15 protein-coding genes are annotated in these 23,745 nt (G+C 55.4%); 11 read left to right on the top strand and 4 right to left on the bottom strand.

Annotated elements, in window-relative coordinates:
• Positions 1-36 precede the first annotated feature (36 nt).
• From bcsG to bcsE, 3 genes are read right to left on the bottom strand one after another with little or no spacing between them, the layout of a single operon-like run.
• On the bottom strand, positions 37-1,713 hold the full coding sequence (gene bcsG, locus NA624_RS09215; RefSeq protein WP_000192009.1) for a cellulose biosynthesis protein BcsG: 1,677 nt from the start codon (positions 1,711-1,713) through the stop codon (positions 37-39).
• Complete coding sequence (bcsF, locus tag NA624_RS09210) at positions 1,710-1,901, bottom strand: cellulose biosynthesis protein BcsF (protein ID WP_000988321.1); 192 nt, start codon at positions 1,899-1,901, stop codon at positions 1,710-1,712. Before bcsF ends, bcsG begins: the two co-directional genes overlap by 4 nt.
• On the bottom strand, positions 1,898-3,469 hold the full coding sequence (bcsE, locus tag NA624_RS09205) for a cellulose biosynthesis c-di-GMP-binding protein BcsE (protein ID WP_001205761.1): 1,572 nt from the start codon (positions 3,467-3,469) through the stop codon (positions 1,898-1,900). The genes bcsF and bcsE overlap by 4 nt, the downstream gene beginning before the upstream one ends.
• Before the next feature lie 244 nt (positions 3,470-3,713).
• On the opposite strand from bcsE, the gene bcsR reads away from it, so the two are divergent.
• The 9 genes from bcsR (at position 3,714) to NA624_RS09160 (ending at position 19,570) form a co-directional block, all read left to right on the top strand.
• Entirely contained in the window at positions 3,714-3,917 is a 204-nt protein-coding gene (gene bcsR, locus NA624_RS09200; RefSeq protein WP_000282619.1) for a cellulose biosynthesis protein BcsR, read from the top strand.
• Complete coding sequence (bcsQ, locus tag NA624_RS09195) at positions 3,918-4,670, top strand: cellulose biosynthesis protein BcsQ (protein ID WP_000996123.1); 753 nt, start codon at positions 3,918-3,920, stop codon at positions 4,668-4,670.
• Positions 4,667-7,291, top strand: coding sequence for a UDP-forming cellulose synthase catalytic subunit (gene bcsA / locus NA624_RS09190; protein ID WP_001275333.1), 2,625 nt, complete (start codon positions 4,667-4,669; stop codon positions 7,289-7,291). Before bcsQ ends, bcsA begins: the two co-directional genes overlap by 4 nt.
• Positions 7,292-7,301: 10 nt before the next feature.
• A complete protein-coding gene (gene bcsB, locus NA624_RS09185; protein ID WP_000823821.1) occupies positions 7,302-9,602 on the top strand; it encodes a cellulose biosynthesis cyclic di-GMP-binding regulatory protein BcsB in 2,301 nt (766 codons plus the stop codon).
• Between the two features lie 3 nt (positions 9,603-9,605).
• Positions 9,606-10,715: a cellulose synthase complex periplasmic endoglucanase BcsZ gene (gene bcsZ, locus NA624_RS09180; RefSeq protein WP_000988803.1), complete on the top strand. Its 1,110-nt coding sequence runs from the start codon at positions 9,606-9,608 to the stop codon at positions 10,713-10,715.
• Positions 10,697-14,239 carry a cellulose synthase complex outer membrane protein BcsC gene (bcsC, locus tag NA624_RS09175; RefSeq protein WP_001225208.1) on the top strand — a complete coding sequence of 1,181 codons (3,543 nt, stop codon included), beginning with the start codon at positions 10,697-10,699 and terminating at the stop codon, positions 14,237-14,239. Before bcsZ ends, bcsC begins: the two co-directional genes overlap by 19 nt.
• 173 nt (positions 14,240-14,412) lie before the next feature.
• Positions 14,413-16,419 carry a biofilm formation regulator HmsP gene (gene hmsP / locus NA624_RS09170; protein WP_001266362.1) on the top strand — a complete coding sequence of 669 codons (2,007 nt, stop codon included), beginning with the start codon at positions 14,413-14,415 and terminating at the stop codon, positions 16,417-16,419.
• Positions 16,420-16,576: 157 nt separating this feature from the next.
• Positions 16,577-17,863, top strand: coding sequence for a C4-dicarboxylate transporter DctC (dctA, locus tag NA624_RS09165; protein WP_000858228.1), 1,287 nt, complete (start codon positions 16,577-16,579; stop codon positions 17,861-17,863).
• A gap of 219 nt (positions 17,864-18,082) precedes the next feature.
• On the top strand, positions 18,083-19,570 hold the full coding sequence (locus NA624_RS09160) for a M16 family metallopeptidase (protein ID WP_001163182.1): 1,488 nt from the start codon (positions 18,083-18,085) through the stop codon (positions 19,568-19,570).
• Positions 19,571-19,623: 53 nt separating this feature from the next.
• On the opposite strand, the gene NA624_RS09155 is transcribed toward NA624_RS09160, so the two are convergent.
• Entirely contained in the window at positions 19,624-20,553 is a 930-nt protein-coding gene (locus NA624_RS09155) for a sugar kinase (protein WP_000037571.1), read from the bottom strand.
• Between the two features lie 228 nt (positions 20,554-20,781).
• Between NA624_RS09155 and pdeH the strand changes: the two genes are divergently transcribed.
• Positions 20,782-21,549: a cyclic-guanylate-specific phosphodiesterase gene (pdeH, locus tag NA624_RS09150; protein WP_000595625.1), complete on the top strand. Its 768-nt coding sequence runs from the start codon at positions 20,782-20,784 to the stop codon at positions 21,547-21,549.
• A gap of 109 nt (positions 21,550-21,658) precedes the next feature.
• A complete protein-coding gene (locus tag NA624_RS09145; RefSeq protein WP_000158688.1) occupies positions 21,659-23,719 on the top strand; it encodes an AsmA family protein in 2,061 nt (686 codons plus the stop codon).
• Positions 23,720-23,745 lie beyond the last annotated feature (26 nt).

Here is a 23,745-nt window from a genome sequence, read left to right as displayed (position 1 = left end):
ACCAGGCCGCAGGGGAAACCTTGCGGCCTTTTTCGGTTACTGCGGGTAAGGCACCCAGTCGCCGCCATTCAGACGAACGTAGGGCTTACCCTGATACTGAATCACCACCGCATTAGCGTTTTCTGAAACCGGCGCGGTTTGCGGCAGATTGCTGGTCAGCTTGTTCCAGTTCACACTGTCTTCGGTAAAGAGCTTACCGTCCACGGCGCGTACGACCAGTTCGGAAATCGCCAGGTAGCTGCTCGGCTGGTTAATATCAATCGGCGCGCCCTCATGCGGGGCTTTCATGCCAAAAAATTTCACGCCCGCCGGGACGTTGGTGATGGAGGGGCTGGGAATATCGCGCAGGCCAGAGATCTGCATTCTGTCGCCCTTCAGCGCACCGCCGTGCTCCGGTACGACCACCACCATCACCTTACGCCCGGATTTCTCCAGTTCGGTAAAGAAGGCGTCCAGTTCATCGAACAGTTTCTGCGCGCGGATTTTATAATCCGCCGTTTTGCTGACGCCGGGGAAGTGGTTGCCATCGTGCAGCGGCAGCAGGTTAAAGAAAGTCGCGGAGCGGGAATTGGCTTCACGTTCTTCCCCTGTCAACCAGCGGTTCAGGACCGCCAGATCGTCATATACCGGCGAGCCGTCGAATGACAGCAGGGCGGTTGGCAGGCCGGACTGGTTCATCAGTTCGCTCTGCATACCGCCGTTTTCGCGAACTTCTTTCAGGAAGCCGCCAAATTCACCGTTATGATCCATCATCAGATGCTGAGTAAAGCCCAGTTTCGCCAGATTATCAAACAGATAACATTCGTTATCGGCTGGTTGATAAAGTCGGGTGTGCGAAGGTTGACCACAGCTGGCGCGCAGCAGACGAATGGCCGCCGGGCCGCTGTAAGACGTGCCGGAATTAAAGTGTTTAAACAAAATGTCAAAGTGCGACCATAGCGGATGTGACATCAGGCCTGCCGCTTCGACATCCGACCAGGAGAGCGAACAAATATTGATGACCAATAGGTCGAACGGCTGCGCATCAGGCGGAAGCTGCGCCGGGAACGTCGTTTTCCGCTTTTCTTCCGCGGCATAGAAGGTGTTCAACCAGGCGTTCAGATTCGCGGTCGTCGGCGGCGCGGTTTGCGCAGGCATATCGCCGATGACCGGCTTATCGCCCGCTGTCGCGACGGTAGCGGCTGCATTACCGCCAGTCGTCACCGTATCGGTTGGCTGGCCTGCCGGCCACAGCGTAAAAACCGGGCCGGTTAATGTCAGGACATTCAGCCATACCATGATGGCGACCACAAACACCGTGACCCGAATCCACTGTGATAAAAATAGCCAGGCAACCAGCAGTACGAAGATGGCGCCGATCATTTGCCAGTTAATAAAACGGGCGATCAGATCGAGCAGATAACCGGAGCTGAATTCCGCCACCTGCGTCCCCTGGCTCATAATGCTTTGCGGGCCGGGCAGCCAGGTATCGTGCCAGAACAGCGCGAAGCCGACGGGAATGGCAATCCAGTGGCGCAACTGGTGAAGGCGATACTTTGGTATTGGCATGAGCAGAAACGCCATGAATACCAGATTCAGTAAAGGATGAAAATTCAGATAGCCTGCCCACAGCAGGCCAAACTTGACCAGAAAATAGAAGTTCCAGCCGGAAAGACCGCGCCAGTATTGCCAGAGCGGAGAAGGCATTGATGGAGTTTGAGTATGCTGAGTCATTTTTTGTCTGCCTTGACTTTCGTAGCGCGGCGCAGAGTTCCGGCTGGTTTTACATAACGAGGTTTGGCAAATAGCAGCCGGGTTGTATCACTGATACGGCGTAGCGAATGACGCGCCAGATACCCCAGCGGAAAGAAAATCAGCGCGCAAAAAAGAATAATTTGCACGATATCGCTGATGGTCATCATGATGCACGCTCCGCGGTGTCGTCGAGCAATCGCAGGGGTTCAGGAATACGACGCCAGATGCGGCCATCGTGTTCGGCATTTATTACCGGGTCGGCGCGTTTTGCCAGCGGTAGCGGCGTTCCCCACAGTTCCGGCGACAATAAGCGCATCTGCACCAGCTCGGCGCTGATTTGTTTATCTTCGAACCAGACCATACGATTAGAGAAAATATCGCCCGTCGGCAAAGGGAAAATATGGTTTAACGCGGTATCCAGATCGTTGACCCGGCAGAATGATAAAAACAGCACCAGACGGTTGCCGCCGATGGTCATAATATCGCCGGTTCGGTTTGGTCGACATAATGTCAACGCCTGCTCAACCCGAATGCCCGGCACCGGGCGCAGCGCGACCAGAACGCCTTTCCCGTCGGCGGGGAGCAGGGTGTTGCTCATCATCGTATGGATGGCATCGCAGAAGGTATCCCACGGCTGAAAACCGCGCAGTTTCAACGGCTGCGTCATCGACAGTAGCGTGGTGATGTCTTCCGGTACGTAACGGCTGAACTGCTGCCCCTGCACGCTTTCAATAAGCGTCAGGCAGCGTGAAAGCGGGGCGTTCCAGGGAATGATCATATTCGCGCCGCAGCCCAGCAGCAGGCGCTCATCGGTGGCGCGCAAACTGGCGATATTTTCGCGCACGACAATTTTCAGCGCGCTTCCCCGCTGGCGCCGCAAAGTATGAATGCGACGAGCAAGCGGCTCGATTTGGTTGTTCTGTGTAAGCGAAAAAATAATTGTCGCGGCCTGCGCCGTGCGCGCGTCGTTGAATAGCGCTTCGTTATTGTCGAAAAGCGTCCAGTGTTCCGAGAGCGGCGGCGCGCCTTCAAGGACGGCGACGTGGCTAAGAATGCGTTTTTCGTCGCTACGCGGCTGAATTGCCGTCTCCTCCTGATGGGATAGCGTCCAGCGTTCGTCCTGCTGACACAGCAATAACTGCTGTCGGGCGCTGACGCCTTTTTCGTTACACCAGAAGGCAATATCGAACAAATGTTGGTCGCCCTGAAAACGTAAACTGGCGAGGCCGAAAAGTGAGCGATACTCGCCCATCAACAACGAGGACTGTTTATCGCTATTATTACAAGGGTTAATAACCAACAATGAACAGTGATGAAAACGAGTCCATTTATTCATTTTTTCCAGCCATTTATGCAGGCTTTCTGACGTTATATTCCGCCACGTGTTATTTGCACAAATAAGAATGAAAAAGTAATGCGTCGGGTTAACAGAACAAAGCAAATCGTGGGGCAAAAAGTATAGCCCTTTTTCTGAATCCGGCATGGTAAATAAGCGGATTTTCTCCGGACCGTGAGATTCATCTAATTTGATTACTTTGCCAGGATCGCCTTCCATGCCGATGACGGCGACATTTGCATTCTCCGTTTGTGACGCAATCGTTTGATTCACCAGGCTGATGGCATCTTGCTGGCGATCGGCGTTAACCCACCAGACGCCGCCGGTTGGCATATGGCGCAGTTCATCCCATAATGATGAGATGCCGAGAGAAAATACGGGGTCCACAGTGTCCCTCATGTCACTATTTTAACTGTTTATCAGTTTACTAGCGAAAGCACAGAAATAAACCTAACATTGAAATTAAAACGCATCAGATTTAGCATGTGAATCAATTTGTCCGGCAGGATGCCCTGTAACTCTGCGCTTTGCATTTTTACACATTATAAATGAAGTCACGGAAAGATGAAAAATGCGCGTTCTCCCGTATTGACGACGGGGCGTAATGCTGCCAGTGAGAAATATTTAAAAAGGAGCAACCAGAATGTATAACAATGAACCTGGCGCTCAGTCCGATCCAACGTTGGGCTACACTTTTCAAAATGATTTTCTGGCATTAAGCCAGGCGTTTTCACTACCCGAAATAGATTATACCGATATTTCCCAACGCGAACAGTTGGCGGCGGCGGTTAAAAGATGGCCACTCCTGGCTGAATTTGCGCAACCACATTCATTAAGGAAGCCATGAATGGCGATTCTGGGACTGCAGGGCGTGCGCGGCGGGGTGGGAACCACATCTCTCACCGCAGCACTCGCCTGGGCGTTACAAATCTTAGGGGAAAATGTCCTGGTGATTGACGCCAGCCCCGATAACCTGCTGCGCATGTCGTTTAACGTCGACTTTGTCCATCAGGGCGGCTGGGCGCGATCGTTGCTGGACGGCCAGGACTGGCGCGATGCCGGATTACGTTATACCTCACAGCTTGATCTACTGCCGTTTGGACAGCTCACCGCGCAAGAGCGAGAAAATCCGCAGGCCTGGCAGGAGACGCTGGGAGAGATCGGATCGGCTATCCAGGCGCTGAAAGCGAGCGGACGTTATAGCTGGATTTTACTGGACTTGCCCTACGGCGCGTCACCGCTGACACGGCAACTGGTGAGCCTCTGCGACCATACGCTGGCGGTAGCCCGGGTTGACGCTAACTGCCATATTCGCCTTCATCAGCAGGCGTTGCCTGCCGGAGCGCATATTCTGATCAATGACTTACGCATTGGCAGTCAGTTACAGGACGATCTGTACCAGGTCTGGCTGCAAAGCCAGCGCCGATTGCTGCCCATTGTGATCCATCGCGATGAGGCGATGGCGGAGTGCATGGCGTCGAAACAGCCGTTAGGCGAATATCGCAGCGATTCGTTAGCCGCCGAAGAGGTGTTAACGCTGGCGAACTGGTGCCTGCTGCATGATGCGGGCGACAAAACGTCCGCCGGGAGCCTGCGATGAGCGCCCTTTCCCGGTGGCTGCTTATCCCGCCGGTTAGCGCGCGTTTGAGCGAGCGCTATCAGGGTTACCGCCGCCACGGCGCGTCGCCGTTTAGCGCAGCGCTCGGCTGCCTGTGGATGATTCTGGCGTGGATAGTGTTTCCGCTTGAGCATCCGCGCTGGCAGCGTATTCGCGACGGGCATAAAGCGCTTTACCCGCATATTAACGCCGCCCGCCCGCGCCCGCTGGACCCGGCCCGTTACCTCATTCAGACCCTCTGGCTGGTGATGATCTCGTCGACTAAAGAACGTCATGAACCGCGCTGGCGGTCATTTGCGCGCCTGAAGGACGTTCGTGGACGTTACCATCAATGGATGGATACCTTACCGGAACGGGTGCGTCAAAAGACAACGCATCTGGAAAAGGAAAAAGAGCTGGGACATCTTAGCAACGGCGCCCGGCGTTTTATTCTGGGCGTTATCGTGACCTTTTCACTGATACTGGCGCTGATCTGTATTACGCAGCCATTTAACCCGCTATCGCAATTTATCTTTCTGCTATTGCTGTGGGGCGTTGCGCTGTTGGTACGACGTATGCCGGGACGCTTTTCCGCGCTGATGCTCATCGTGCTGTCGCTAACGGTCTCCTGTCGTTATATCTGGTGGCGCTATACCTCGACGCTAAATTGGGACGACCCGGTCAGTCTGGTGTGCGGGATGATCCTACTGTTTGCGGAAACCTACGCCTGGATTGTGCTGGTGCTGGGGTACTTCCAGGTGGTGTGGCCGTTAAATCGTCAACCGGTGCCGTTGCCGAAAGAGATGTCGCAGTGGCCGACGGTGGATATTTTTGTACCGACCTATAACGAAGACCTTAACGTGGTCAAAAATACCATTTACGCTTCGCTTGGCATTGACTGGCCGAAGGACAAGCTGAATATCTGGATCCTTGATGACGGCGGACGCGAATCATTTCGTCAGTTTGCCCGGCATGTCGGCGTGCATTACATTGCCCGCGCCACGCATGAACACGCCAAAGCCGGCAACATCAACAATGCGCTAAAACACGCGAAAGGCGAGTTTGTGGCGATCTTCGATTGCGACCATGTGCCGACACGCTCGTTTCTGCAAATGACAATGGGCTGGTTCCTGAAAGAAAAACAGCTGGCGATGATGCAGACGCCGCATCATTTCTTCTCCCCGGACCCGTTTGAGCGCAACCTGGGACGTTTTCGTAAAACGCCTAACGAAGGCACGCTGTTTTATGGACTGGTGCAGGACGGTAACGATATGTGGGACGCCACTTTCTTTTGCGGATCGTGCGCGGTGATTCGCCGTAAGCCGCTGGATGAGATTGGCGGTATCGCCGTTGAGACGGTGACGGAAGATGCGCATACTTCGCTCCGGCTGCACCGGCGAGGTTATACCTCAGCGTATATGCGCATTCCGCAGGCGGCGGGGCTGGCGACGGAAAGCCTGTCGGCGCATATCGGGCAGCGTATTCGTTGGGCGCGGGGCATGGTGCAAATTTTCCGCCTCGATAACCCTCTGTTTGGTAAAGGCTTAAAACTGGCACAGCGGCTGTGCTACCTCAACGCGATGTTCCATTTCTTGTCCGGCATTCCGCGTCTGATCTTTCTGACCGCGCCGCTGGCTTTTCTGCTGCTGCACGCCTATATCATTTATGCGCCTGCGTTGATGATTGCGCTATTTGTGATACCGCACATGGTCCACGCCAGCCTGACTAACTCGAAGATTCAGGGCAAGTATCGTCACTCTTTCTGGAGTGAAATCTATGAAACGGTACTGGCATGGTATATCGCACCGCCGACTCTGGTCGCGTTGATCAATCCGCACAAAGGGAAATTTAACGTCACGGCGAAAGGCGGGCTGGTGGAAGAGAAGTACGTCGACTGGGTAATCTCGCGTCCGTATATCTTCCTTGTCTTGCTTAACCTGCTCGGCGTGGCGGCGGGCGTATGGCGATACTATTACGGGCCGGAAAATGAAACGCTGACCGTCATCGTTAGCCTGGTGTGGGTCTTCTACAACCTGGTCATTCTCGGCGGCGCGGTTGCGGTTTCGGTAGAGAGTAAACAGGTCAGGCGCGCGCATCGGGTCGAGATTGCCATGCCGGGGGCCATCGCCCGCGAAGATGGACATTTGTTCTCCTGTACCGTACATGACTTCTCCGACGGCGGGTTAGGCATCAAGATCAACGGTCAGGCGCAGGTGCTGGAAGGGCAGAAAGTGAATCTGTTGCTTAAACGCGGGCAGCAGGAATATGTCTTTCCAACGCAGGTGGTGCGCGTAACGGGCAATGAGGTCGGACTACAACTGATGCCGCTCACCACCAAACAACATATTGATTTTGTGCAGTGTACCTTCGCGCGCGCCGATACGTGGGCGCTTTGGCAAGATAGCTTCCCGGAAGATAAACCGCTGGAAAGCTTGCTGGATATTCTGAAGCTGGGCTTCCGCGGATATCGCCACCTCGCGGAATTCGCGCCGCCTTCAGTAAAAGTAATTTTCCGATCGTTGACGGCGTTAATTGCCTGGATTGTATCGTTTATTCCGCGTCGCCCGGAGCGGCAAGCGGCGATACAGCCGTCGGATCGGGTTATGGCTCAGGCTCAACAATGATGATAATGCGATGAAAAGAAAATTGTCCTGGATGTGTGCGGCGGTAATAGGATTAAGCGCGTTTCCTGCTTTCATGACGGCGGCGGCGCCTGCTACGCCGCCATTGATAAATGCTGAACCCACCGAGCCTGCGCAGTCGCCCGCAACTGAGGCGCCCGTCGTGGCGCAGACCGCGCCTTCGCGCGAGGTCAAGCTGACCTTTGCGCAAATCGCGCCGCCGCCGGGTAGTATGGCGCTGCGTGGCGTTAACCCTAACGGCGGCATTGAATTTGGTATGCGCAGCGATGAAGTGGCGTCGAAAGCGGTGCTGAATCTGGAATATACGCCCTCGCCGTCGCTCCTGCCGGTTCAGTCGCAGCTCAAGGTTTATCTCAATGACGAACTGATGGGCGTACTGCCGGTGACAAAAGAGCAGTTGGGGAAAAAGACGCTGGCGCAGGTACCTATCAATCCGCTATTTATCACCGACTTTAACCGGGTGCGGCTGGAGTTTGTCGGCCACTATCGCGACGTGTGTGAAAACCCGGCCAGCAGTACTCTGTGGTTAGACATCGGGCGAAATAGCGCCCTGGATCTGACCTATAACATGCTGGCGGTGAATAACGATCTGTCCCACTTTCCGGTGCCGTTTTTCGATCCGCGGGATAACCGTCCGGTGACGTTGCCGATAGTGTTTGCTGACATGCCGGATCTGACGCAGCAGCAGGCGGCTTCTATTGTCGCGTCCTGGTTTGGCTCGCGGGCGGGCTGGCGCGGTCAGCGCTTCCCGGTGTTGTATAATCACCTGCCGGATCGCAATGCGATCGTGTTCGCCACCAACGATCGACGCCCCGATTTCCTACGCGATCATCCTGCGGTTAACGCGCCGGTTATCGAGATGATGAGCCATCCGGATAATCCGTATGTGAAGTTGCTGGTTGTGTTTGGTCGAGATGATAAAGACCTGTTGCAGGCGGCAAAAGGTATCGCGCAAGGGAATATTCTCTTCCGTGGTTCCAGAGTGGTGGTCAACGATGTAAAACCGCTGCTGGCGCGCAAACCGTATGATGCGCCGAACTGGGTGCGTACCGATCGCCCGGTCACTTTTGGCGAGCTGAAAACCTATGAAGAGCAGCTCCAGTCGAGTGGGCTGGAGCCGGCGCCCATCAACGTTTCTTTGAATCTGCCGCCGGACCTCTATTTGCTGCGTAGCAACGGTATTGATATGGATCTCAACTACCGTTATACCTCGCCGCCGACCAAAGACAGTTCACGGCTGGATATCAGTCTGAATAACCAGTTCCTGCAAGCCTTTAGCCTTAATAGCACGCAGGAAACTAATCGACTCCTGTTGCGCTTGCCGGTACTTCAGGGACTGCTGGATGGTAAAACGGATGTGTCTATTCCGGCGCTCAAACTGGGGGCGATGAACCAACTACGTTTTGACTTCCGCTACATGAACCCGATGCCGGGCGGGTCGGTGGACAACTGTATTACCTTCCAGCCGGTACCGAATCATGTGGTGATAGGGGATGACTCCACTATCGATTTTTCGAAATATTACCACTTTATCGCGATGCCGGATTTACGCGCGTTCGCCAATGCGGGTTTCCCGTTCAGCCGGATGGCCGACCTGTCTGACACGCTGGCGGTGATGCCGAAGACCCCAACCGAAGCGCAAATGGAAACGCTGCTGAATACGGTCGGCGCCATTGGCGGGCAGACCGGTTTCCCGGCAATTAATCTGACCATCACCGATGATAGCGCTCAGATAGCCGACAAAGACGCCGATCTGCTGATTATTGGCGCTATTCCGGGCAAGCTAAAAGATGATAAGCGTATCGATCTGTTGGTGCAGGCGACACAAAGCTGGGTAAAAACCCCGATGCGGCAGACCGCTTTCCCGTCGATTATGCCGGATGAGGCCGATCGTGCGGCGGATGCGCAGTCCACCGTCACCGCCAGCGGCCCGATGGCGGCGGTGGTGGGCTTCCAGTCGCCGTTTAATGATCAGCGCAGCGTGATTGCTCTGCTGGCTGACAGCCCGCGCGGCTACCAGCTACTGAACGACGCCGTGAACGACAGCGGTAAACGTGCCGCGATGTTTGGTTCCGTGGCGGTGATCCGCGAGTCCGGCGTTCACAGTCTGCGCGTTGGCGATATCTATTACGTCGGACATCTGCCGTGGTTTGAGCGGCTGTGGTATGCGCTGGCGAATCACCCGGTGCTGCTGGCGGTACTGGCGGCCCTCAGTGTGGTATTACTGGCGTGGGTATTGTGGCGTCTGCTACGTATTCTCAGTCGCCGTCGTCTCGACCCTGACCATGAGTAACGCATGATGACTATGCTGCGCGGATGGATAACGATGATCGTCATGCTGACGGCAATAAATGCGCAGGCGGCCTGTAGCTGGCCTGCGTGGGAACAGTTCAAGAAAGATTACATTAGCCAGCAGGGACGCGTTATCGATCCGGGCGATGCGCGAAAAATTACCACCTCCGAAGGGCAAAGCTACGCCATGTTCTTTGCCCTGGCAGCGAACGATCGACCGGCGTTCGCGCAACTGTTTAACTGGACGCAAAACAATCTGGCGCAGGGATCGCTGCGTGAACATCTGCCCGCCTGGTTGTGGGGGCAAAAAGATCCCGACACCTGGTCGGTGCTGGACAGCAACTCCGCGTCCGACGGCGATATCTGGATGGCATGGTCGCTGCTGGAGGCCGGTCGTCTGTGGAAAGAGACGCGTTATACCGAGGTGGGCACGGCGTTGCTAAAACGCATCGCCCGCGAAGAGGTCGTGAATGTGCCGGGGCTGGGCTCAATGCTGCTACCTGGCAAAATCGGCTTTGCCGAGGCGAATAGCTGGCGTTTTAACCCAAGCTATCTGCCGCCGCAGTTGGCGCAATACTTTAGCCGTTTTGGCGCGCCGTGGTCGACGCTACGGGAAACCAATTTGCGGCTTTTGCTGGAAACCGCGCCGAAAGGTTTCTCGCCGGACTGGGTGCGTTATGAAAGCAAGCAAGGCTGGCAGTTGAAAGCGGAAAAGACGCTGATCAGTAGCTACGATGCGATTCGCGTCTATTTATGGACGGGAATGATGCATGATGGCGATCCGCAAAAAGCGCGTTTACTGGCGCGATTTAAACCGATGGCGACGTTAACGATGAAAAACGGCGTTCCACCGGAGAAAGTGGATGTCGTCAGCGGGAACGCGCAAGGGACGGGGCCGGTCGGGTTTTCCGCCGCCTTACTGCCTTTCCTGCAAAATCGCGACGCCCAGGCCGTGCAGCGACAGCGGGTCGCAGACCATTTTCCTGGCAGCGATGCCTATTACAACTATGTGCTGACTCTCTTTGGACAAGGCTGGGATCAGCACCGTTTTCGCTTCACCGTCAAAGGTGAATTATTACCTGACTGGGGCCAGGAATGCGTAAGTTCACGTTAAGTCTCATGCACGCTTTTTTGCCGGCTGGCGGTCGAAATGCCTTACCTGGCAAAAGGGGCGTTTCTCGGGCATTGTTGGGTTTATCGCTTGGTATGGCGCTAACACCGCTTGCCGGCGCAGCGACCTCCGCGCAGCAACAGTTGCTGGAGCAGGTTCGGCTGGGCGAGGCCACGCACCGTGAGGACTTAGTCCGTCAGTCGCTCTATCGCCTGGAGCTGATCGACCCCAATGATCCACAGGTTATCGCCGCCCGTTTCCGCTATCTGTTGCGTCAGGGGGATAGCGACGGGGCGCAGAAGCTACTTGACCGGCTGGCGCAACTGGCGCCGGAGTCGACGGCGTATCAATCTTCCCGCACCGCGATGCTGCTCTCCACGCCGCAAGGACGCCAGTCTTTGCAGGAGGCGCGTTTACTGGCGACGACCGGCCATACTGAACAAGCGATCGCCAGCTACGACAAGCTGTTTAAAGGTTATCCGCCGGAGGGCGAACTGGCGGTCGAATACTGGACGACCGTGGCGAAATTGCCCGCCCGCCGTCACGAAGCGATTAACCAGCTACAGAAAATCAATGCCGTCAGTCCGGGTAATAACGCTCTGCAAAATGCGCTGGCGCAACTGTTGTTCGCCAGCGGGCGGCGCGATGAGGGATTCGCGGTGCTAAAACAGATGGCGAAATCCAGTACGGGACGCAGCGCGGCCTCCGCCATCTGGTACCAGCAGATAAAAGATCTCCCGGTGAGCGACGCCAGCGTAAAAGCGTTGCAAGACTATCTGACGCAGTTTAGCGAAGGCGATAGCGTGTCTGCCGCCCGCGCCCAGCTTAGCGAGCAGCAAAAACAGTTAGCCGATCCGGCGTTCCGCGCGCGCTCGCAGGGCATCGCGGCGGTTAATGCCGGAGAAGGCGGCAACGCTATTGCGCAATTGCAGCAGGCGGTAAGCGCCCGGCAGGACGACAGCGAGGCGGTCGGCGCGCTGGGGCAGGCATACTCACAGCGTGGCGATCGCGCCCGCGCCGTCGCGCAGTTTGAAAAAGCGCTGGCGATGGCGCCGCACAGCAGCAGCCGCGATAAGTGGGAGAGTCTGCTGAAGGTCAATCGCTACTGGCTGTTAATTCAGCAGGGCGACGCGGCCTTAAAAGCGAATAATCTGGCCCAGGCGGAGCGTTTCTATCAGCAGGCGCGAGCAGTGGATAACACCGACAGCTACGCGGTGCTGGGGCTGGGGGATGTGGCGATGGCGCGCAAAGATAATGCCGCCGCCGAACGTTATTATCAGCAGACGCTGCGTATGGATAGCGGTAATACAAATGCTGTACGCGGGCTGGCGAATCTTTATCGCCAGCAGTCGCCGCAAAAAGCCGCCGCGTTTATCGCTTCTCTTTCCGCCAGCCAGCGGCGCAGTATCGACGATATCGAACGCAGTCTGGAAAATGACCGTCTGGCGCAGCAGGCGGAAACGCTGGAAAGCGAGGGCAAATGGGCGCAGGCCGCAGAACTGCACCGTCGTCGGCTGGCATTAGATCCGGGGAGCGTGTGGGTGACGTACCGACTGTCACGCGATCTGTGGCAGGCCGGGCAGCACGCCCAGGCCGATGCGCAAATGCGCTCTCTGGCGCAGCAGAAGCCAAACGATCCGGAACAGGTCTATGCTTATGGGCTTTATCTTTCCGGCAGCGATCGGGACCGGGCGGCGCTGGCGCATCTCAATACCCTGCCGACCAGCCAGTGGAACAGCAATATTCAGGAACTGGCGGGCCGATTGCAAAGTAACCAGGTGCTGGAAAGCGCTAACCGCTTGCGCGATAGCGGCAAAGAACGCGAAGCGGAAGCGTTGTTACGTCAGCAGCCTCCCTCTACGCGCATTGAGTTAACGTTGGCGGACTGGGCGCAGCAGCGTGGCGATAATGCGGCGGCCCGCGCCGCTTATGACGCCGTTCTGGCGCGGGAACCGGGTAATGTCGATGCCATGCTGGGGCGGGTGGAAATCGACATCGCACAGGGCGATAACGCCGCGGCGCGCGCTCAACTGGCGGCGCTGCCTGCGTCGCAAATCACCTCTCTTAACATGCAGCGCCGCGTCGCGCTGGCGCAGCTCCAGCTTGGCGATATCACGGCGGCGGCGCGGACCTTCAACCGCATTACGCCGCAGGCAAAAGCACAGCCGCCATCAATGGAAAGCGCGATGGTATTGCGTGACGCCGCCGCTTTTCAGGCGCAAACGGGCGAGCCGCAGTGGGCGCTGGAGACCTACAAAGAGGCAATGGTCGCCGCGGCGATTACTCCGGTTCGTCCCCAGGATAACGATACCTTTACCCGCCTGACGCGCAATGATGAAAAAGATGACTGGCTAAAACGCGGCGTGCGTAGCGATGCGGCGGAGTTGTACCGTCAGCAGGATCTCAATGTCACGTTGGAGCACGATTATTGGGGGTCGAGCGGGACTGGCGGCTACTCCGATCTGAAGGCGCATACCACGATGCTTCAGGTGGATGCGCCCTGGTCGGACGGACGGGCGTTCTTTCGTACTGATATGGTGAATATGGATGTTGGCCGCTTCTCTACGGATGCGGATGGAAAATACGATAATAACTGGGGTACCTGTACGCTGGAGAAATGCAGCGGACATCGTAGCCAGGCCGATACGGGCGCGAGCGTGGCGGTCGGCTGGCAGAATGAGACCTGGCGCTGGGATATCGGCACGACGCCGATGGGCTTTAATGTCGTTGATGTGGTCGGCGGCGTCAGCTATAGCGACGATATCGGGCCGTTGGGTTATACCCTGAATGCGCATCGTCGCCCGATCTCCAGTTCGCTGCTGGCGTTTGGTGGGCAAAAGGACGCCAGCAGCAATACCGGCACCAAATGGGGCGGCGTGCGGGCCAACGGCGGCGGCGTCAGTCTCAGCTATGATAAAGGCGAAGCAAACGGTGTCTGGGCGTCGCTCAGCGGCGACCAGTTGAGCGGTAAAAATGTGGAAGATAACTGGCGCGTGCGCTGGATGACCGGTTATTACTATAAGGTGATTAACGAGAATAACCGCCGCGTTACCGTCGGGCTGAATAACATGATCTGGCATTACGACAAGGATTTGAGCGGTTATTCACTGGGTCAGGGCGGTTATTATAGCCCGCAGGAATACCTGTCGTTTGCGGTGCCGGTGATGTGGCGGCAGCGTACGGAAAACTGGTCGTGGGAGCTAGGCGGCTCGGTATCCTGGTCGCACTCCCGCAACCGTACCATGCCGCGTTATCCGCTGATGAATTTGATCCCGGCGGATTATCAGGAGGATGCGCGTGACCAGACCAACGGCGGCGGTAGCAGCCAAGGATTTGGCTATACCGCACGGGCGCTCATTGAACGCCGGGTCACTGCCAACTGGTTTGTGGGTACGGCTGTCGATATTCAGCAGGCGAAAGACTATACCCCCAGTCATCTGCTGCTGTATGTCCGTTATTCCGCGGCGGGCTGGCAGGGGGATATGGATTTACCGCCGCAGCCTCTGGTGCCTTACGCTGACTGGTAATCATTGCGTCAGGCCTACGAATTGACAGGCATCGTAGGCCTGAGAAGCGCAGCGCCATCAGACGCTATCATTAACCGTTATTCAGAAAAGTCCTTTTCAGATACAGCCTCTCTTAATGCCGCTGCAATCGGGTATACTCAGGCGGCAGTCCGGGATATCCAGGGAGAGTCAATTTGCGCGTCAGCCGCTCGTTAACAATTAAACAGATGGCAATGGTTGCGGCCGTTGTCATGGTGTTTGTTTTTGTCTTTTGCACCGTTTTGTTGTTCCATCTGGTACAGCAGAACCGCTACAACACGGCTACGCAACTGGAAAGCATCGCGCGATCTGTTCGGGAACCTCTTTCTTCCGCGATTTTAAAAGCGGATCTCCCCGGCGCGGAAACCATTCTGGAAAGTATTAAACCTGCGGGCGTGGTGAGTCGCGCCGATGTGGTATTGCCGAATCAGTTCCAGGCGTTGCGTAAGCGCTTCATTCCTGAACGCCCCGTCCCGGTTATGGTGACGCGTCTCTTCGAACTGCCGGTACAAATTTCTTTGCCGGTTTATTCGCTGGAGCGTCCCGCCAATCCGCAACCGCTGGCCTACCTTGTATTGCAGGCGGATTCGTACCGTATGTACAAATTCGTCATGAGCGCGCTCTCTACGTTAGTGACCATTTACTTACTTTTATCGCTGATCCTGACGGTGGCCATCGCCTGGTGCGTAAACCGCCTGATTGTGCATCCGCTGCGCAAAATCGCCCGCGAGCTGAACGACATTCCGCAGCAGGAGCTGATCGGACATCAGCTGGCGTTGCCGCGTCTGCATCAGGATGATGAAATTGGGATGCTGGTGCGCAGCTATAACCTCAACCAGCAGCTTATGCAGCGTCAACGCGAGGAGCAAACGGACAACGCGATGCGTTTTCCGGTTTCCGAGCTGCCCAATAAAGCCTTTTTAATGGCGCTGCTGGAACAGGTTATCACCCGCCAACAGACCACCGCGCTTATTATCGTGACGTGCGAAACGTTGCGTGACACGGCAGGCGTGCTGCAAGAAACGCAGCGGGAGATTCTATTACTGACGTTGGTTGAGAAGCTGAAGTCGGTGCTGGCGCCGCGCATGGTGCTTACGCAGGTCAGCGGCTATGACTTTGCCATTATCGCCCACGGCGTCAAAGAGCCGTGGCACGCCATCACATTAGGTCAGCAAATACTCACTATCATTAATGAACGACTACCCATTCAGGGTATTCAACTGCGCCCAAGCTGCAGTATTGGCATTGCGATGTATTATGGCGATCTGACCGCCGAAGAGCTCTATGGTCGCGCCGTCTCCGCCGCGTTTACCGCGCGCCGAAAAGGTAAAAATCAGATCCAGTTCTTTGACCCGGCGCAGATGGAGGCCGCTCAACAGCGCCTTACCGAAGAGAGCGATATCCTTACCGCGCTGGATAACCATCAGTTTGCCATTTGGCTGCAGCCGCAGGTCGAGATGCGCAGCGGCAACGTATTAAGCGCCGAAGCCTTGTTACGTATGCAGCAGCCGGACGGTAGCTGGGAATTGCCGGAGGGGCTGATTGAGCGCATTGAATCCTGCGGCCTGATGGTCACGGTGGGCCATTGGGTGCTGGAAGAGTCCTGCCGCCAGCTTGCCGCCTGGCAGGAGCGCGGCGTGACATTGCCGCTCTCCGTCAATCTTTCCGCGTTACAGCTCATGCACCCTGGCATGGTATCGGAGCTGCTGGAATTGTTAAACCGCTATCGTATTCAACCAGGTACGCTGATTCTTGAGGTCACTGAAAGCCGCCGTATCGACGATCCGCACGCTGCCGTCGCCATCTTACGTCCGTTACGTAATGCTGGCGTGCGTATCGCACTGGATGATTTTGGCATGGGTTACGCGGGGCTGCGCCAGTTACAGCATATGAAGTCGCTACCGGTCGATATCCTTAAAATTGATAAAATGTTTGTCGATGGGTTACCAGATGATCACAGTATGGTGACGGCGATTATCCTGATGGCCCGCAGTCTTAATTTACAATTGATTGCCGAGGGCGTGGAGAACGAGGCACAACGCGCGTGGCTGGAACAGGCTGGAGTCAACGTCGCGCAAGGCTTCCTGTTTGCTCGGCCCGTTCCCGCGGATATCTTTGAAGAACGGTATCTGTCGCACGAAAATCCTGATTACAAAAGTTAAAAAAGGTCGCGCTTGTGCGAGCCAGCTCAAACTTTTTAACATTTTTGTTTCAATTATGATCCTGGCGCATTTCTGTCATGTTGTGTGGGTGTTATTTTAAGGCCGCAGGTTACTCATAACCTTACAAGACCTGTGGTTTTTACTTCAAGGACACCCTATGAAAACCTCTCTGTTCAAAAGTCTTTATTTTCAGGTCCTGACAGCAATCGCCATTGGTATTCTCCTTGGCCATTACTATCCTGAACTGGGCGCACAAATGAAACCGCTTGGCGACGCGTTCGTTAAGCTCATTAAGATGATCATCGCTCCTGTCATTTTCTGTACTGTCGTGACGGGCATCGCAGGCATGGAAAGCATGAAGGCGGTGGGCCGTACCGGCGCGGTCGCGCTGCTTTACTTTGAAATTGTCAGTACGATTGCGCTGATTATCGGTCTTATCATCGTCAACGTTGTGCAGCCTGGCGCCGGGATGAACGTCGATCCGGCAACGCTGGATGCGCAGGCGGTGGCCGTTTATGCCGCACAAGCCAAGGAGCAGGGCATTATTGCCTTCCTGATGGATGTCATTCCGGGCAGCGTGATCGGCGCGTTTGCCAGCGGCAACATTCTGCAGGTCTTACTGTTTGCGGTGTTGTTTGGTTTTGCGCTGCACCGTTTGGGCAGCAAAGGCCAGCTCATTTTCAATGTGATTGAGAGTTTTTCACAGGTCATTTTCGGCATCATCAATATGATCATGCGCCTGGCGCCGATTGGCGCATTCGGCGCGATGGCCTTCACCATCGGTAAATACGGCGTCGGTTCTCTGGTGCAACTGGGGCAGCTCATTATCTGCTTCTATATCACCTGTATTCTCTTCGTGGTGGTGGTGCTGGGGACGATTGCACGGGTAACGGGCTTTAGCATTTTTAAATTTATTCGCTATATCCGGGAAGAATTACTCATTGTGCTCGGCACCTCCTCTTCCGAGTCAGCGTTGCCGCGTATGCTCGATAAGATGGAAAAACTGGGGTGCCGTAAGTCGGTGGTAGGGCTGGTGATCCCGACGGGGTATTCGTTCAACCTCGATGGCACCTCTATCTACCTGACGATGGCGGCGGTGTTTATCGCCCAGGCGACCAACAGCCATATGGATATCTTCCACCAGATAACGCTGCTGGTCGTGCTGCTGCTATCGTCAAAAGGCGCCGCGGGCGTGACCGGAAGCGGCTTTATTGTGCTGGCGGCCACTATCTCCGCCGTAGGCCATTTACCGGTTGCGGGACTGGCGTTAATCCTCGGTATCGACCGCTTTATGTCCGAAGCGCGCGCGCTGACTAACCTGGTGGGTAACGGCGTGGCGACGGTGGTGGTTGCCAAATGGGTGAAAGAGTTAGATCACCAAAAGCTGGACGATGTGCTTAATAATCGTGCGCCGGATGGCAAAACGCACGAAATTTCCTCCTAATCTCGCCACTTATGCCCGTAGTCCCTTCCAGGACTGCGGGTGTTTGCGCATAATTGACCCCTGCGCCCAAAGCATACAGCATGATGCTTAGGGATTATTTCACTTCTTCCGTGACATTTTTAGGTTCTCGCGGTCTAACACGAAGTGTTTTTACGTCATATTCAGGCATCCCTGCCGGGGCTGTCTTTTTATTACCAGGATTGTTGATCAGGGGTTCACATGCAGGGCACAAAAATTCGACTCTTAGCGGGCAGTCTGTTGATGCTGGCCTCTGCCGGCTATGTGCAGGCAGATGCGCTCCAGCCCGATCCGGCATGGCAACAGGGGACGCTGGCTAATGGGTTACAGTGGCAAGTGTTGGCTACGCCTCAGCGCCCCAGCGATCGTATTGAAGTTCGTCTCCAGGTTAATACCGGTTCGCTCACCGAAAGTACGCAACAGAGCGGGTTCAGCCATGCGATTCCCCGTATCGCGCTGACGCAAAGCGGTGGTCTGGATGCCGCACAGGCACGTTCTTTATGGCAGCAAGGGTTTGATCCGAAACGTCCCATGCCGCCCGTTATTGTTTCTTATGATTCCACGCTCTATAACCTCAGTTTACCCAATAACCGTAACGATCTGCTGAAAGAAGCGCTGACCTATCTGGCTAACGTCTCCGGTAAATTAACCATTACGCCAGAGACGGTGAATCATGCGTTAAGCAGCGAAGATATGGTTGCGACGTGGCCAGCAGATACTAAAGAGGGCTGGTGGCGTTATCGGCTGAAAGGGTCAGCGTTATTGGGGCACGATCCCGCGGAACCGTTAAAGCAACCGGTAGACGCAGCCAAAATTCAGGCTTTCTATGAAAAATGGTACACCCCGGATGCCATGACGCTGATTGTTGTCGGCAACATTGATGCGCGCTCCGTCGCCGAGCAGATCAATAAAACGTTCGGTACGCTGAAAGGTAAACGCGAAACGCCCGCCCCGGTGCCGACGCTTTCGCCGCTGCGGGCGGAATCAGTGAGCATTATGACCGATGCGGTGCGCCAGGATCGTCTCTCCATTATGTGGGATACGCCGTGGCAACCGATTCGCGAATCGGCGGCGCTGTTGCGCTACTGGCAGGCGGATCTGGCGCGTGAAGCGCTGTTCTGGCATATCCAGCAAGAGCTTACTAAAAATAACGCGAAAGATATTGGCCTGGGGTTTGACTGCCGGGTTCTGTTCCTGCGCGCGCAGTGCGCCATCAACATTGAATCACCTAATGATAAGCTCAATACCAATTTGAGCCTGGTGGCGAATGAACTGGCGAAAGTACGCGATAAAGGTTTGTCGGAAGAGGAGTTTACTGCTCTGGTGGCGCAGAAAAATCTCGAATTGCAAAAGCTGTTCGCGACCTACGCGCGTACCGATACTGACATTTTGACTGGACAGCGTATGCGCTCGCTGCAGAATCAGGTGGTGGATATCGCGCCGGAGCAGTATCAGAAGCTGCGTCAGAATTTCCTCAACAGCCTGACCGTTGATATGCTCAATCAGAATTTACGTCAGCAGCTATCGCAGGAGATGGCATTAATTTTGCTGCAACCGCAAGGCGAGCCGGAATTTAATATGAAGGCGTTAAAGGCGACGTGGGATGAAATCATGGTCCCGACTACTGCCGCCGCTGTTGAAGCAGATGAGGCGCATCCGGAAGTGACGGAGACACCGGCGGCACAGTAAGCTGCCGCCTGTCGGCCCGGTAAGCGCAGCGCCACCGGGCAAGAGCGAATGACTTACTGCGGCATCGCGTCGTGCGGAATAATGGCCCCACGGTACTGAATCACCGTGCTGGCCGTCAGGTGTCCGCGCTTCGCGGCATCCGTCGCGCTGCCGCCCGTCAAACGAACGGCCAGATAACCGGCGCTGAAGGAGTCGCCTGCGGCAGTGGTGTCTATCACTTTCTCTTTCGGCAGTTTCACTGCCGGAACGTCAATGAGCGCCTCGCCCTGAATCGAGACCAGGCAAGAGTCCGCCCCGCGTTTTACCACCACTTCCTGTACGCCTGCCGCATGGGTGCGGGCAATGACCTCTTCCACCGGTTGCTGGCCCCATAGCGCGTCTTCATCGTCCAGTGTCAGGAAGGCGATATCAGTACATTCCAGCATCTTTTGATAGACCTGCTGCGTTTCTTCGCGACTTGTCCATAAACGCGGGCGATAGTTATTATCAAAAATGACTTTCCCGCCGTTGGCCCGACATTCACGCAATAAAGACAGCAGCTTATCACGGCTGGTCGGGCTTAAAATCGCGAGGCTAATGCCGCTCAGGTAGAGATAATCGAAGGTCGCCAGCGCCTCGCAGATAGCCGCTGACTGCTCGCTCTCCAGCCAGAATTTCGCTGCCGCTTCGTTACGCCAGTAGTAGAAGGTACGCTCGCCAGTATCATCGGTTTCGATGTAATAGAGGCCTGGCAGGCGATTTTCCATCCGCTGCGTTAGCGAGGTATCCACATTTTCATGCTGCCACGCCTCCAGCATCTGTTGGCTGAAACTGTCAGTACCCAGCGCCGTCACATAGTGAACGGCCAGAGCGGCAGAATCGGCCTGACGGGCAATATAAACGGAGGTATTCAGCGTGTCGCCGCCGAAGCCGCGCTGAACATCAGCGCCTTTCTGCGACAGCTCAATCATGCATTCGCCAATCACGGCAATCTTTTTAGACATAGTCGTGAACCTGATCTGTAAAAATTAGCGTTAGTGTGCGCTGTGGATGTTTAGTGGTCAATAATATTAAAACATCGGTCCATTATTTTTTTGAGCAAGTGCGTATTTTTGACAAGTTTCGTGGTCTGTTTTTATTTTGCCAGGGACCGAGGGTAAAGTTCTCTGCCTGAACGCCGATAACCTTTGACGAGTCCGGACAGTCACACTCCCATTAACAGGACAACTGAGATGATAAAGCAGGTTATCCAGCAGCTACGCGTTCCTGATGCAGGTATAGAGAATTTGCAGGAACGGCGCTATTGGCTGCAATGCGAGCGTGCCTATACTTACCAGCCGATATACCAGACGGATGGCCGTCTGATGGCGGTTGAACTTCTCACTGTCGTCACCCATCCTGATAACCCTTCCAGACGTATTGCCCCGGATCGTTATTTCGCGGAGTTAGCGGTTCGACACCGCATTGACGTAGTGAAAGAACAACTTCATCAGCTTGAACAAAAAGCGGATTTTTTCACTCGCCATCACTTATTGGCATCGGTCAATGTCGACGGCCCTACGCTGATTGCCATGCGACGACAGCCGGACATTCTGGCAGCGATGGAGCGCTTACCCTGGCTGCGTTTCGAACTGGTGGAACATATTCGTTTGCCGAAAGACTCCTCTTTCGCCTCGATGTGTGAGTTCGGCCCGCTGTGGCTGGATGATTTTGGTACCGGTATGGCCAATTTTTCAGCGCTGAGCGAAGTGCGTTATGACTACATTAAAGTGGCGCGCGAGCTGTTCGTCATGCTGCGTCAGTCCCCGGAGGGGCGCAACCTGTTCATTCTGCTGCTGCAACTGATGAACCGCTACTGCCGCGGCGTTATTGTCGAGGGCGTGGAGACGCTGGAAGAGTGGCGCGATGTGCAGCGTTCGCCCGCCTTTGCCGCCCAGGGCTATTTTCTTTCTCGACCCGTGCCGCTGATATCGCTCGAAGAGGTGATTCTGACCCTGTAATGCCAGACTGTTCCCGTAATACGTGGTATTACGAGGCGCGGTCATCCTCCTTTTTCGTCTGGCTGAACTATCTTTAGGACAGGCAAGGGAAGAAGTGAGGAAATAACACATGACTAAAGCAGGCAAAATAACCGCCGCCATCACAGGGACTTTCTTGTTGTTGATCGCCATAGTGATTTTGTTGATCGCAACATTTGACTGGAACCGCCTCAAACCGACCATCAACCAGAAAGTCTCTACTGAATTGAACCGGCCTTTCGCTATTCGCGGCGATTTAGGCGTGGTGTGGGAACGCCAAAAACAGGAGACCGGCTGGCGAAGCTGGGTACCGTGGCCGCATGTTCACGCGGAAGACGTCATTCTCGGCAATCCGCCGGATATTCCGAAAGTCACGATGGTACATCTGCCACGCGTTGAGGCGACGCTTGCCCCACTGGCGCTCCTGACCAAAACCGTCTGGCTGCCGTGGATCAAACTGGTGAAACCCGACGCGCGTCTTATTCGCCTGTCTGAGAAAACCAATAACTGGACCTTTAACCTCGCGCAAGACAAGAATATGGACCCCAATGCTAAACCTTCCGCCTGGTCCTTCCGGCTGGATAATATTCTCTTCGACCAGGGGCGAATCGCGCTCGATGATAAGGTCAGTAAAGCGGATATCACTATTCTGATCGATCCGTTAGGCAAACCGTTGCCGTTCAGCGAAGTGACGGGAACGAAAGGCAAAGCAGACAAATCCACCGTGGGCGACTATGTCTTCGGCCTGAAGGCGCAGGGGCGTTATAACGGGGAACCGTTGACCGGTACGGGCAAAATAGGCGGTATGCTGGCGCTACGCAGCGAAAGTACGCCTTTTCCTGTGCAGGCCGATTTCCGCTCTGGCAATACGCGGGTGGCTTTTAGCGGCGTGGTGAACGAGCCGATGAAAATGGGCGGCGTCGATCTGCGGCTTAAATTCTCTGGCGATTCACTGGGCGATTTATATGATTTAACCGGCGTGCTGCTGCCGGATACGCCGCCGTTTGAGACCGATGGGCGATTGGTGGCGAAAATTGACGCCGAAAAGTCATCGGTATTTGATTATCGCGGTTTTAACGGGCGCATTGGCGACAGTGATATCCACGGCTCCCTCACTTATACCACCGGTAAACCGCGCCCTAAACTGGAAGGCGATGTCGAATCGCGCCAGTTACGACTGGCCGATCTTGGGCCGCTGATTGGCGTGGATTCCGGGAAAGACGCTGAGCAGTCGAAACGGTCTGAACAGCGCAAAGGCGAGAAGAATGTTCAGCCGGCGGATAAAGTGTTGCCTTACGATCGCTTTGAAACCGACAAATGGGACGTTATGGACGCCGATGTCCGGTTTAAAGGCCGACGTATTGAGCATGGCGGCAGTCTACCGATTAGCGATCTTTCGACCCATATCATCCTGAAAAACGCCGACTTACGTCTACAGCCGCTGAAGTTTGGTCTGGCAGGCGGCAGTATTGTCTCCAACATCCATCTGGAAGGGGATAAAAAGCCAATGCAGGGGCGGGCGGATATACAGGCGCGTCGGCTGAAGCTTAAAGAACTGATGCCGGATGTGGAGCTGATGCAGAAAACGCTGGGCGAGCTGAACGGCGATGCGGATATTCGCGGGACGGGCAACTCGGTCGCCGCGCTGCTTGGCAACAGTAACGGCAATCTAAAATTATTGATGAATGATGGATTGATTAGCCGCAACCTGATGGAAATCGTGGGACTGAACGTCGGCAACTATATTGTCGGGCAGATTTTTGGCGATGACGAAGTGCGGGTTAACTGCGCGGCGGCGAATCTCAATATTGCGAACGGCGTGGCGCGACCGCAAATTTTTGCTTTTGATACAGAAAATGCGCTGATTAACGTGACCGGTACGGCGAGCTTCGCCTCTGAACAGCTCGATTTAACCATTGATCCGGAAAGTAAAGGGATTCGTATTATTACGCTGCGATCGCCGCTGTACGTGCGCGGGACATTTAAAAATCCGCAGGCGGGCGTCAAGCCCGGCCCGCTGATTGCGCGCGGCGCGGTTGCGGCAGCGCTGGCGACGTTGGTAACGCCCGCCGCCGCGCTATTGGCGCTCATTTCGCCCTCTGAAGGCGAAGCCAATCAGTGCCGGACGATTTTAACGCAGATGAAGCAGTAACGTGAAACGTAGCGCCGGATGATGCC

The organism is Salmonella sp. NW38 (assembly GCF_051807745.1).
GTDB lineage: Bacteria > Pseudomonadota > Gammaproteobacteria > Enterobacterales > Enterobacteriaceae > Salmonella > Salmonella enterica.
Note: the sequence above shows the minus strand (reverse complement) of the source record. Positions and strands in the feature narration are given on the sequence as shown.